The 12187-nt window shown below is 39.2% G+C and carries 10 protein-coding genes; 2 read left to right on the top strand and 8 right to left on the bottom strand.

The genetic code is table 11. The features are described from left to right. Positions 1-2: 2 nt before the first annotated feature. Positions 3-1106, bottom strand: coding sequence for a hypothetical protein (locus ACQY4U_RS11675; RefSeq protein WP_428329588.1), 1104 nt, complete (start codon positions 1104-1106; stop codon positions 3-5). A gap of 8 nt (positions 1107-1114) precedes the next feature. Then, positions 1115-2476, bottom strand: coding sequence for a glutamine synthetase family protein (locus tag ACQY4U_RS11670; protein WP_428329587.1), 1362 nt, complete (start codon positions 2474-2476; stop codon positions 1115-1117). A gap of 148 nt (positions 2477-2624) precedes the next feature. On the opposite strand from ACQY4U_RS11670, the gene ACQY4U_RS11665 reads away from it, so the two are divergent. Next, complete coding sequence (locus tag ACQY4U_RS11665) at positions 2625-3050, top strand: gamma-glutamylcyclotransferase family protein (RefSeq protein WP_428329586.1); 426 nt, start codon at positions 2625-2627, stop codon at positions 3048-3050. A gap of 78 nt (positions 3051-3128) precedes the next feature. Here the strand turns inward: ACQY4U_RS11665 and ACQY4U_RS11660 are convergent, their stop codons facing one another. Then, positions 3129-4139 (bottom strand): glutamine synthetase beta-grasp domain-containing protein, encoded by a 1011-nt coding sequence (locus tag ACQY4U_RS11660; RefSeq protein ID WP_428329585.1) that lies wholly within the window; start codon positions 4137-4139, stop codon positions 3129-3131. 449 nt (positions 4140-4588) lie between these two features. Here ACQY4U_RS11660 and mdh point away from each other — a divergent pair, with 449 nt between their 5' ends. Further along, positions 4589-5527: a malate dehydrogenase gene (mdh, locus tag ACQY4U_RS11655; RefSeq protein WP_428329584.1), complete on the top strand. Its 939-nt coding sequence runs from the start codon at positions 4589-4591 to the stop codon at positions 5525-5527. Positions 5528-5592: 65 nt separating this feature from the next. On the opposite strand, the gene ACQY4U_RS11650 is transcribed toward mdh, so the two are convergent. The 5 genes from ACQY4U_RS11650 to ACQY4U_RS11630 all read right to left on the bottom strand — a co-directional run bounded on the left by ACQY4U_RS11650 (position 5593) and on the right by ACQY4U_RS11630 (position 12186). Further along, positions 5593-6561, bottom strand: coding sequence for a TonB family protein (locus ACQY4U_RS11650; RefSeq protein WP_428329583.1), 969 nt, complete (start codon positions 6559-6561; stop codon positions 5593-5595). A 19-nt stretch (positions 6562-6580) separates the two neighbouring features. Beyond that, a complete protein-coding gene (locus tag ACQY4U_RS11645; RefSeq protein ID WP_428329582.1) occupies positions 6581-7522 on the bottom strand; it encodes an energy transducer TonB in 942 nt (313 codons plus the stop codon). Between the two features lie 19 nt (positions 7523-7541). Then, complete coding sequence (locus tag ACQY4U_RS11640) at positions 7542-8567, bottom strand: TonB family protein (protein ID WP_428329581.1); 1026 nt, start codon at positions 8565-8567, stop codon at positions 7542-7544. Positions 8568-8682: 115 nt separating this feature from the next. After that, positions 8683-11289, bottom strand: coding sequence for a M1 family metallopeptidase (locus tag ACQY4U_RS11635; protein ID WP_428329580.1), 2607 nt, complete (start codon positions 11287-11289; stop codon positions 8683-8685). 147 nt (positions 11290-11436) lie between these two features. After that, the gene (locus tag ACQY4U_RS11630) at positions 11437-12186 is read right to left on the bottom strand and encodes an ABC transporter ATP-binding protein (RefSeq protein WP_428329579.1); all 750 of its coding nucleotides are present in this window, start codon (positions 12184-12186) and stop codon (positions 11437-11439) included. Position 12187: the final 1 nt, after the last annotated feature.

Here is a 12187-nt window from a genome sequence, read left to right as displayed (position 1 = left end):
TCCTATTTTAAATTTAATGCCCTGATTATTTTTTCAGCGTCAAAATCACGATCAACGGAAGGAAGATAGATTTCAAATGCTTCAGCCTGTAGCTTGCTGGCATATTGCTCATTAAAAAAGTGCTTACCATCTTTTATCACATAGTTGAGTATAAAAAACCGGTAGGCCTCTTTTAAAAACCTGATCTCGTCGGCAGTTATTGGGTTTATTTTGTGGTATTCTTTCAGGAAAAGGATAAACCTGTCTTCCATCATGGTGGTGATCACGTAACTGAATACGGTACGGTCGCCCCTGTCTGATACTACCCGGCTAAAGAAATAAAAATCAAGGATCCGGTAACTCATCCTGAACCAGTCATAATCCCAGCGGGAGTATAGGTCTAAGTCAGGGGTTACTGAGAAGTTACCGATGTTCCAGTCAATAAATACCGGGATGATCTCGAACGAGCTCATGTTGTATTTAGACCTGTTTTTGAGGAACATATCGCAATGATATTTCAAAAAATCGGCCTGCATAGCCGAGCCAAACTTTTTCTCATCCTTTTCAAGTTGTTGCTGTAACGAAAAAATATCGGTCCGTAACGTTTTAGATGATTTTGGCAGCACATTTTTAACCCTCGAACAGGCTTTATGAAACTTACCCACCTGTTGCCCCAGCTTGCGGATATGGTGATCGTCCAGCCGGCGTGGTAAGCGGTCAAGAATGCGGGTTGGGTTATAGAACACTACCCATGCATCCGTTTTGCCTTGCTTATGTCTGTAAATATAAACCCTGTTATTTTTAAGTAGTGATTTTGCCAGCAAATTTTCAAACGGGTAAAGCAGGTTATTTGATAGGCTATGGATAATGCGGTGATCCTCCTTAAAATGCTCGTATTTACCAAAGTATGATAGCTTGGCTATAATTATATCATCATCATGAAAAGTGATGCGGAAAACATGGTTTGTTGATACCATTGCACTGATATCCTCAATCTCCCTGATAGATTTTGAGGCGTCGTATCCTTCCCACGCCTTTTTTAATATAAAGGTATAATCAATTTTTGTAAGTGCCTTTGCTGCCGACTTTGCAGTTTGCTCTAACTCTGCAATATGTATACTGCTCATAAATGAGGTTAAATAATTTCAAAATACCGCTTCAACTCCCAGTCCGTTACGCTTTTACCAAACTGACGGCATTCCCATAGGCGGGTTTGTGTAAAGTGATCAACAAATGCATCGCCGAATAGTTCTTTAGCGATGGATGAATCTTTCATCAGGTTAGCGGCATCAAATAAGTTTGATGACAGGCTGCCATTCCTTTTATCCTGGTAACCATTACCCGTAGTAACCGGTATATTTAAAGGCAGTTTATGTTTTATGCCATATAAGCCCGATGCTAATGAAGCAGCCATAGCTAAATAAGGATTGGTATCAGAGCCCGGGATACGGGTTTCCAAACGCGTATAATTTTCTGATGTATGTATCACCCGCAAAGCGGTGGTGCGGTTATCAATTCCCCAGGTAACGGTGGTGGGTGCCCAAGCACCTTCAACCAGGCGCTTATAGCTGTTTATAGTTGGGGCATACATAGGTAATATATAAGGCAAACAATGTAGCTGGCCAGCCAGGTAATGCTTATGCAGATCGCTCATGTTAAACTCATCATCGGCACTGTAAAAAAGGTTTTTTGATTTATCCATTTCCCACAGGCTTTGGTGAATATGTCCGCTGCAACCCGGCAGGTCCTCATTCCACTTGGCCATAAAGGTGGCCATTATGCCGTGCTTGTAAGCAATTTCTTTTACAGCAGTTTTAAACAGGGCAGCTTTATCAGCTGCTTCCAATACATGATCATGCAGGATGGCAGCCTCATACACCCCCGGGCCGGTTTCTGTATGTAGCCCCTCTAAAGGCACATTGAACTGCAATAACAGATCGAACAGGTCTTTGTTAAAATCATCATTTAACGATGTGCGTAAAATAGAATAACCAAACATACCAGGCGTAAGGCTTTCCAAATTGGTAAAGCTCTTATCCTGCAGGCTTTGCGGTGTTTCTTTAAAATTGAACCATTCAAACTCCTGGGCAAACTCCGGGTGATAACCCATATCCTCGCATTGCTTCGCTATCCTTTTTAACAAGCTGCGGCTGCATGCAGACAGGTCATTACCATCGGCTTTACTAAAATCACCCAAAAAGAAAGGAATATTATCCTGCCAGGGGATGGTTCTGAAAGTTGATAGATCAATACGGCATAACTTATCCGGATAACCTGTTTGCCAGCCTGTTAACTTTATATTATCATCGTAACAGGCATCGCTGCTATCCCACCCAAATACTACATCGCAAAAGCCAAAACCATCCTGCAGGCCGTCCACAAACTTTTTTTGGTGGATCACCTTTCCGCGCAAAACGCCATCAATATCGGCGAAGGCGAATTTTATTTTTTTGATGTCGTTTTCTTTGAGGTAGGTTATAATTTGATCTTCATTCATAAGGTTCAGAATAATTTTCGGCGGCAAGTTAAGCAACATAAATGTAAAGCATAAAACAATAATATTAACAGCTTATAATAATACTGTAGTATTTATAACTGCATATACGGCATAGCAAGTACCTTTGTTTTAGTAATGATTTAATTTAGTGATAGATAACATCAGCTATTTATTTGTTTACGGCACCCTGCTTGATCAGCGAAACCAATTTGGAGCGTATTTAAGTGCAAATTGTATTTTTTATGCTGATGGAAATTTTAGCGGCGAGCTATATGATACGGGCGAATATCCGGGGGCTGTTGCTATGCCCGGCAGTAACAGTAAAGTTTATGGCAAAATATTTTCAGTACACAATACAGATGAGGTATTTAAACAATTAGATGAGTACGAAGGCTACGGACCAGGGGAAATACAGCCCAACCTTTTTATCCGCAATTTAATGCAAATTGAAACCAACTCCGGCCCACTTGAATGCTGGGTTTATTTATACAATTGGCCGGTTAATGATTTTGTACAAATTACAACGGGTAGTTACGCGCAATATATCAGCACCGGCCGAAACAGCCAGTATTAACTAAAATCTGATCAAAAAAAAATCTCCTGGTATTTTACTACCAGGAGATGAGAACATATTTGTTAGTTAGTTAGGAAATTAAATTTTAGCAGATTTTACTGTTTTAATAATAACAGCAGCTACTTTATATGGATCTGCAGCTGAATTAGGGCGACGATCTTCCAGGTAACCATTCCAGCCTTTTTGAACTGTGTACAATGGAATACGGATAGATGCACCACGGTCAGATACACCATAGCTATAATCGTGGATAGAAGCAGTTTCGTGTTTACCGGTTAAACGTAATTCGTTATCAGCGCCATAAACAGCAATACACTCAGCAACAGCCGGACGGAACGCTTCGCAAATTTTGTCGTAAACATCTTTGCTGCCACAAGTTCTTAAAGTTGTGTTTGAGAAGTTAGCATGCATACCTGAACCATTCCAGTCTAAAGCACCTAATGGTTTGCAATGCCAGTTGATAGATACACCATGTGATTCACCAATTCTTTCTAATAAGTAACGGGCAACCCAAATCTGGTCACCAGCTTCTTTAGCACCTTTAGCAAAGATTTGGAATTCCCACTGACCTGCAGCAACCTCAGCGTTGATACCTTCAACGTTTAAGCCTGCTTCAAGGCAAATGTCTAAATGCTCTTCAACAATATCTCTGCCGTAAGCATTGTTAGCACCTACTGAACAGTAATAAGGACCTTGCGGACCCGGGTAACCACCAGCCGGGAAACCAAGCGGTTTGTTAGTTTCAGGATCCCATAAAAAATATTCCTGCTCAAAACCGAACCAGAAATCATTATCATCATCCTGGATCAAGGCACGGCCATTTGATTCGTGAGGGGCACCTGTTGAATCAAGTACTTCGCACATTACAAGGTAAGCATCAAGCCTTCCCGGATCTTTACAAATAAAAACTGGCTTCAAAACACAATCAGAAGAACCACCTGGTGCCTGCTCGGTTGATGAACCGTCAAAGCTCCAATTCGGACAATCTTCTAACTTACCACTGAAATCTTTTTCAATTTTTGTTTTACTGCGCAGGCTTTGTGTTGGTTTGTAGCCATCAAGCCAAATGTACTCGAGTTTAGTTGCCATTGTTTAATGATTTTATAATATAGGGTTGAAATCGTATTATTTGTAACGTTATGTACGATTATTGAGGCGAATTTAATTTATTTTTATAAATTTTATCATAAAATGTTAAAAAAATTAGAATTATTTTTAAAAACACAGGTTTACAGTATCAAATTGGGTAAAAAAACTATAAACACGTATCAACATCGTAACTAATGCTTAATTATTAGTGTTAAAAAGCAAAAGGCTTTTGCCGGTATATTATTAAACAGTTAAAATAATGATGCTTAATATAATACGGCATCCTTTATAATACAGGTTACGCTACTGTTTAGTGCAAGCGCTTATTTTAATTATCATGCTGCCTGCCAGTAATACCACGCTACTTATTGCATATTTTTTACATATAGAAAAATATAAATCTCTATCTTCGGCCAATTTAATTTTCCATCTGCAAATCAAATAATAATATGAAAATAACTGTTGTTGGTGCCGGAGCCGTAGGTGCTACCTGCGCGGATAATATCGCCAGAAAAGAGTTGGCTGAAGAACTTATTTTGTTAGACATCAGAGAAGGTTTTGCTGAAGGCAAGGCTATTGATATGATGCAAACATCGGCCCTGTTAGGGTTTGATACCAAAGTTAAAGGTGTTACCAATGATTATGCAGCTACAGCCGACTCGGAAGTTGTTGTTATTACATCAGGTTTGCCGCGCAAACCGGGTATGACCCGCGAAGAGCTGATTGGCACCAACGCTAACATTGTAAAAAGCGTTACTGAAAATATTTTAAAATATTCTCCTAATACCATCATCATCGTAGTATCTAACCCAATGGATACCATGAACTATTTAACCCTTAAAACTTCGGGCTTACCAAAAAACCGTATTTTAGGTATGGGTGGTGCTTTGGATTCGGCAAGGTTTAAATTTTACCTGAGCCAGGAATTAGGCTGTTCTCCTGCTGACTTAAACGCAGTTGTTATTGGCGGCCACGGTGATACCACCATGATCCCTTTAATTAACCATGCTACCTGGAACAGTATCCCGGTTACCCAGTTATTGAGCAAAGAGCAACAGGATAAAGTGGTTGCTGCTACAATGGTTGGTGGTGCTACATTAACCAAACTTATTGGTACATCTGCATGGTACGCACCAGGTGCAGGTACTGCTGCTATGGTTGAAAGCATTGTACGCGATGAGAAAAAACTGATCTCGTGCGGTGTTGCTTTAGATGGCGAATACGGGCAAAAAGATATATCATTAGTAGTGCCTGTTATTTTAGGTAAAAACGGTTTCGAGAAGATCCTTGATTTTAAATTAAGCGATGCTGAACAAGCTGAATTTAACAAAAGCGCTGATGCCGTACGTAACATGAACCAGGTTTTGGTTGATACCGGTATTATTTAATAATTGCTTTATATAATAAAAGAGAAAGGCTTTCATCGTTTGGTGAAAGCCTTTCTCTTTTATTATTAAATTTCTTTTTGCGGGTGATTATCTGTTAATGAAAATGCAATAGGAACACTAAATGCTACCCTAACCGGTTTCCCATGCACATAACCTGGTTTCCATTCCGGCGACAATTTTACAACCCTTTGTGCCTCTTCATCGCAGCCATCTCCAATTCCGCGCGCAACCGAAACATGTGTTATGGTGCCATTGCTTTCACAATAAAAACTGATAATTACTCTGCCTTGCGTACCATATTCTCTTGCCACTGCCGGATAACGAATACTTCTTGCGAGGAACGCAGAAAATCCCTTAAGCCCTCCAGGAAATTCAGGTAAAACATCTACTAAGGCAAAAAAACTATTCCCAGACTTATATTTATATTCTGATATTTTTAGCTCACCATTTTTATATTCATTTTCAATGTTAGTGGTGTCATTCTTTTTTATATGCCATAAACCTTCTTGTTTACCTGCGGTTAATTTACCTTCCGCTTGTATATTAGTTAAATCATCATCAAGCTCAAGCCAGTTACCTGAACCATTTTCAACTAACACCTTACCTGTAGAATCCCTGCAATCGCCATATCGTATTTTCCCGTCAGGCAGATAGTCTTTTGAGAGATTGAATTTATTATTAGGAAAATACCTTGTTTCGTGCCCAACCTGCTTTCCATTATCAAAGCTTCCCATAGCTTTTTTATGCCCGTTTGGGAAATATGCAATATAGTGCCCCTGATAGCGCAGGTTAGCTCCATTTGTTTTTGAACCGGTTATCAATTTTGGCTTACCATTTTGGTAATATTCATAAACAACAAACAAATTTTTATCAACGCTGCTATCAGGCGGAAAAACAGCCACAGAATAATCAGCACTATCCTTTGAAACCAATTTGCCAGAATTGTTCAGGTAATAGATGAGCCCGCCGCTTTGAGCTGAAGCTGCGGTAAAAAGGGATAGACCTAATAAAGTGAAAAGTATTTTTTTATACATGTTTAAGCTTGTTTGTAAATTATTCACTTAAGCTAAATGCAATAGGAAGGCTATGAATTAAACGAATAGCATGTCCATTCTTAAATCCAGGTATCCACGGTGGGGATAGTTTGATAACTCTCAAACACTCATAATTCAAAATATCAGCAACCCCTTTCGTAACAATAAAATCCGTTAACGTACCATCTATTTCGACCATAAAACTTATAGTAACAATCCCCTTAATTCCCTGTTCTCTTGCCAATAACGGATAATTTGTATTAAGCCATATAAATTTAACTAAAGCTTCTTTTCCTCCAGGATATTCTGGCTCTTTATTTATATCAATTAACTCACCATTTAACTTACTGATAATATCTAATGAATTTAGTTCGCCATTTATATATTCACTAATTGTTTCATACTCATATACAGTACCATGCCATCGTCCTACTTTTAAACCTTCCTTGATCACTCCCCATGAATCAATATTTTTAAAATCCTGCTCAAATTGAATCCATTTACCATTACCATTTTCGGCAAGCACATTACCTGTTGAATCCCTGCAATCCTTAAGCAAAACTTTTTTAGCATCGATATAATCTTTTGAACTATAAAAATGACCATTGGGGTAATAATCAACCTCATGCCCTACCGGTTCGCCGTCTTCATAGTTACCGATCTTTCTTTTTTTACCGTTTGGGAAATAGGCTATATAGTGCCCTTGGTAGCGTAGTCTAATATCATTTGTTTTTGAACCGGTTATCAATCGAGGCTTACCATTTGGGTAATATTCACTCACTCTGAATAATTTTGTATCACCACTGGTATCGGGCGGAAAAACAACCATTGTATAATCAGCACTATCTTTTGAAACTAATTTACCGGAATTTTTAAGGTAATAGATGAGCCCGCCGCTTTGGGCATTAGCTGCGGTAAAAAGGGATAGACCTAATAAAGTGATAAATATTTTTTTATACATGTTTAAGCTTGTTTGTAAATTATTCACTCAAGGTAAATTGAATAGGGACAGTATAAAATACGCGTACAGCATGCCCATTTTGCATTGCAGGCGTCCAAGGTGGTGAAATAGTTATAACTCTTAAGGCCTCTTTACCCAAATCCGCATCCACTCCTTTAAAAACACTAATATTTGTTAAAGTTCCATTCCTTTCCACAATAAATCCAATATTTATCCGGCCCTGAACATGGTTTATTAATGCTGATCTTGGATAGTGCATAGTAAGCGCAAGGTATCGACCAAATGATTCAGCACCTCCAAGAAACAGTGGAATCTTATCTACCTTTATATCTTTTAATTTCTTTATAGTATCAGCCTCTTTTGATGATATTAATACACCATTTAAATTGTCAATAATGAGATCGTTACCAAACACATTTTCATGCCATATACTATCTTTTAATCCTTCCCTTATATTTCCTTGTGAATCTATGCCATCAAAATCTTCGTTATATTGAATCCATTTTCCATTACCATTTTCGGCAAGTATATTACCTGTTGAATCCCTGCAATCCTTAAGCAAAACTTTTTTAGCATCGATATAATCTTTTGAACTATAAAAACGACCATTTGGATAATAATCAACCTCATGCCCTAACGGTTCGCCATTTTCATAGTTACCTATTTTTCTTTTTTTGCCGTTTGGGAAATAGGCTATATAGCGGCCCTGATACAAAAGATTAATATCATTTGTTTTTGAGCTTGTTATTAATCTGGGTTTCCCATTTGGATAATATTCGCTCACTCTATATAATTTTGCATCAATACTGGTATCTGGCGGTAAAACAGCCATAGAATAATCAGCACTATCCTTTGAAACCAATTTTCCGGAATTTTTGAGATAATAAATAATGCCACCCGTTTGGGCATGAACTGCGGTATATAAAAACAGACTTATTAATAAAACAGGTATTAGTTTAGGCATATTATAAAGTAAGTACGAATATAATATTTTATTGCCTTCGGGAAGGATAATACTCTGGGTGTTTTGAACTTTGCTCTTCAAGTGCTTTCTTTTGAAGAGTATTTAGCTGAGGCTTAATTAAAAAAGTCCCGGATTAAAAGCTGTGCAGCTTACAATCCGGGACTTTTTGTAAAAGACTCAATAAACTAATACTTCCCTATTTAAAAGTTTCGTTAGTTAAACCTGTATTTGCTGTTGCGCTTTGTAATTTAAAGGTTATTGGCTGCCCGTTAACGCTGTTTAAATCACTAAATGGTATTTTAACACCGGTATTTATATCGCGGTAATCGGTAAATTCCATTACGGTTGAGTTTGGCACATCGGTGTATTGTTTCACCTTTAAGCCTGTCTTTATATCGTAAAAATATTTCACACTGATATTATCGGGCGATGTTACCACTAACAGGTAGGCCAACTGCCCGTTTACTACTTTAAGATCAGCATCTAATTTTGCGGTGTAGCCATCCTTCATAAAATCAAGCTCCGGGAACAGTTTGTACCTTGCTTTAACTGAATGCTTTTCAGTAGGGCCGCTAAAGGTAGATGGCCTTCCGTTCATTGCAAGTTTTATACTATCACCATCAATCACAATATGCGACAGGTTAAAGTTATTATAAGCCGGTACGGTAATATCCTGGAAAAATTTATCAGGTGTTTTAAATTTGTTAACCCTTACAAAGGTATAACCCTGCACGTGCCCTTCGGCTACGGTACTTAGGTCTTTTATATCCTTAACCCTTATTTCGCCGCCAATAGCATCTAAGTAAGCTTTAACAACACTTGCCGGGCTTGTACCCTTAGCCATGCCGATACCGCTCAAAGAATTATTTTCGGGGTTAATATCTGGCAGGATATGATCAGGGTCAATAGTTGCGTAGGTAATTTTTGAGGTTGATTTGTAGGCGAAAGTCCAGGTACCGCCGCGTTGCCATATTTCGGCAGGAAGTTTAACAGTATCTGTTTTACCATTCTCTTCCTTTATAGCAATGGTTACCGGCAGGGCCATAGCTTCCTTATTTTCAATCGTGATCAATGAACCTTTTGAAGGATCATTATCAATATAATCAATTGATTTTAACGACTGATCCAATTTCCAGGTGGTAGTGAACCACTCGTTCCAAAACCAGCTCAGGTCCTCGCCTGCTGCATTATCCATTGAGTGGAAAAAATCAAATGGCGTTGGGTGTTTAAATGCCCAGCGTTTAATATACGTTCTGAAAGCGTAATCGAAACGCTTTTCGCCCAATATCTGCTCGCGCAAAATAGTTAAACCCAATGCAGGTTTTTCATAAGCTGCATAGCCTAAATAATCAGGCTGAATAACATCAGGCGTGCTCATAATAGGATCAGCTTCAGGACTAAACATACCTTTAGCACCTTTTTCTATATCTTCTGATTCAAAATACTCGCCATTGTTAAACACCTTAGTATCAACCTTATTGATAAAGGTGTTAAAACCTTCGTCCATCCAGGCGTATTTACGCTCGTTTGAGCCAACGATCATCGGGAACCAGTTATGGCCAAACTCGTGGTTGGTTACTTCCCATAAACCACCACCCTGGCTTTGTGAACTACAAAATACAATACCCGGGTATTCCATACCACCTACTATACCACCAACATTGGTAGCAACCGGGTAAGTATATTCGTACCACTCGGTTGAGTATAGCTCAATACAGTTTTTAACATACTCGGTTGATCGGCTCCAGGCTTTCATGCCCTTGCTTTCAATAGGGTAAACTGATTGGGCCAATGCTTTTTTGCCACTTGGCAAATTGATCCTTGCGGCATCCCACAAAAAGGCCTTTGAAGCAGCCCACGATACATCGCGCGAGTTTTTGCAGAAAAAGTGCCAGGTAAGCGTTGGTTTAGCAGGATAAGAACTTTTATCTTTAATATCAATCGAATCCTTGATCATTACCGTTTTATCGCTGCCTTTGGCAACAGCTAAACGGCTCATTATTTTAGGAGTGTAAACTTCGGCAGGGTTCAATAACTCGCCCGAGCCTACTACCACTAAATTACTTGGTGCAGTGATGGTAAAATCAAAATTACCATACTCCAGGTAAAACTCTGATGCACCCATGTACGGGATTACGTTCCAACCGGTAACATCATCATACACTTCCATGCGGGGGTACCATTGGGCTATTTCATAGATCCAGCCATTTTTGGTAAGCACACGGCCCATCCTGTCGGTACCATATTCAGGTACTGCAAACTGGTAATCAATCTTTATCTGCAATTTACTACCGCCTGATCTTAAGGTATCGTTCAGTTTTATTTGCATGCGGGTATCGGTTACCAGGTAGTCAACCTTTTCGGCTTTGCCATTTTTTATAACATAAACGCCTTTTATCTCATCGCCGTTGGTAAATGTCTGTGTTGAAAACCTACCACCGGTAACCGGGCTTGTAGCCTGCCCGCGCGAATCTTTTTTGTAAATATTCTGATCAACCTGCAGCCATAAAAATGCCAGCGGGTCGGGGCTGTTGTTGGTGTAGGTAATTACGGTAGTACCACTTACACTGTGTTTGGCAGTATCAAGGGTAACATTCAATTTATAATCTGCCCGGTTTTGCCAGTATTTGGCACCGGGGGTACCGGCTGCTGTTCTGTATTCGTCGCCTTTACCAAAGTAAAACAGCGGGTTAAATACCTTGTGCTGATCGTAATTAGATGGTGCTTCGGCTGCTTTTTGGGCATGGCTTGATAAGGCACAACCACAAAGCAATAAAAGCATGCTAAGTTTAGGATATTTCATATTTAGAAAATTTATGATTTTAAGGCAATATATAAAAATATTTATACCGGCTAAAAAATAAGTTAGCAATAAAAGCCGTTTAACTGGAAAACATAGTTTCTACCAAAAGTAAGGATTTAGTTACCAGCTTAAATGGCTGCTCCTCCATTATCCAAACCAGTCAAACAGATCGTTTTGCTTTAGGGCAGCCTTATTATTTTCATCCAAATCTTTTACAACCTGCCCCTCGCCCATTAAAATAATACGGTTGCCATATTTATAGGCATCCTTCAGGTTATGGGTGATCAGGATTGAGGTTAGCCGGTAATCTTTTATCAGCTCATCGGCAGTGCGCATAACAATATCTGCAGAGCGTGGATCGAGTGCGGCTGTTGGTTCATCTAACAATAAAACTTTACAGCTGTCCATTACACTCATCAACAAGGTTAATGCCTGCCTTTGGCCGCCGGAGAGGGTGCCCATTTGCTGCTCTATCTTATTTTCGAGCCCCATGCCAAGGGTACTTATTTTTTCGCGCACCTGGTTCTTAAAGGTTTCATTAATGCCGACAGAAAGGCCTTTTGATTTGGTGCGGATAGCCGCCAGCCTGAAATTATCTAAAATACTGAGATCAGACGCTGTGCCGCTCGATGGGTTCTGAAAAACACGGGCAATCCACTTGCTTCGTTTATAATCAGGCAGTTTGGTAACATCCTGGTCATCAATAATAATATTGCCTAATGTTGGAAAAACACTGCCGGCAACCATATCAAGCAGTGTAGTTTTACCCGAGCCGTTAGCGCCCACTATCACCAAAAATTCCTGTGTATTTATTTTTAGGTTGATGCCACGTACAGCATCTACCTGGTTAGCTTTACCGGAGTTAAAAATTTTATGAACGTTATTAATTTCAATCATA

The sequence above is a fragment of the Mucilaginibacter sp. genome, from assembly GCF_965277465.1.
Lineage (GTDB): Bacteria > Bacteroidota > Bacteroidia > Sphingobacteriales > Sphingobacteriaceae > Mucilaginibacter.
This window is presented reverse-complemented; position numbering and strand designations above follow the sequence as displayed.

Excerpts from the sequence above, each read along its gene's own strand:
- ACQY4U_RS11675 (WP_428329588.1), bottom strand. The coding sequence starts at position 1,106 with ATGAGCAGTATACATATTGCAGAGTTAGAGCAAACTGCAAAGTCGGCA.
- ACQY4U_RS11670 (WP_428329587.1), bottom strand. The coding sequence starts at position 2,476 with ATGAATGAAGATCAAATTATAACCTACCTCAAAGAAAACGACATCAAA.
- ACQY4U_RS11645 (WP_428329582.1), bottom strand. The coding sequence starts at position 7,522 with ATGTATAAAAAAATATTTATCACTTTATTAGGTCTATCCCTTTTTACC.
- mdh (WP_428329584.1), top strand. The coding sequence starts at position 4,589 with ATGAAAATAACTGTTGTTGGTGCCGGAGCCGTAGGTGCTACCTGCGCG.
- ACQY4U_RS11635 (WP_428329580.1), bottom strand. The coding sequence starts at position 11,289 with ATGAAATATCCTAAACTTAGCATGCTTTTATTGCTTTGTGGTTGTGCC.
- ACQY4U_RS11630 (WP_428329579.1), bottom strand. The coding sequence starts at position 12,186 with ATGATTGAAATTAATAACGTTCATAAAATTTTTAACTCCGGTAAAGCT.
- ACQY4U_RS11660 (WP_428329585.1), bottom strand. The coding sequence starts at position 4,139 with ATGGCAACTAAACTCGAGTACATTTGGCTTGATGGCTACAAACCAACA.
- ACQY4U_RS11650 (WP_428329583.1), bottom strand. The coding sequence starts at position 6,561 with ATGTATAAAAAAATACTTTTCACTTTATTAGGTCTATCCCTTTTTACC.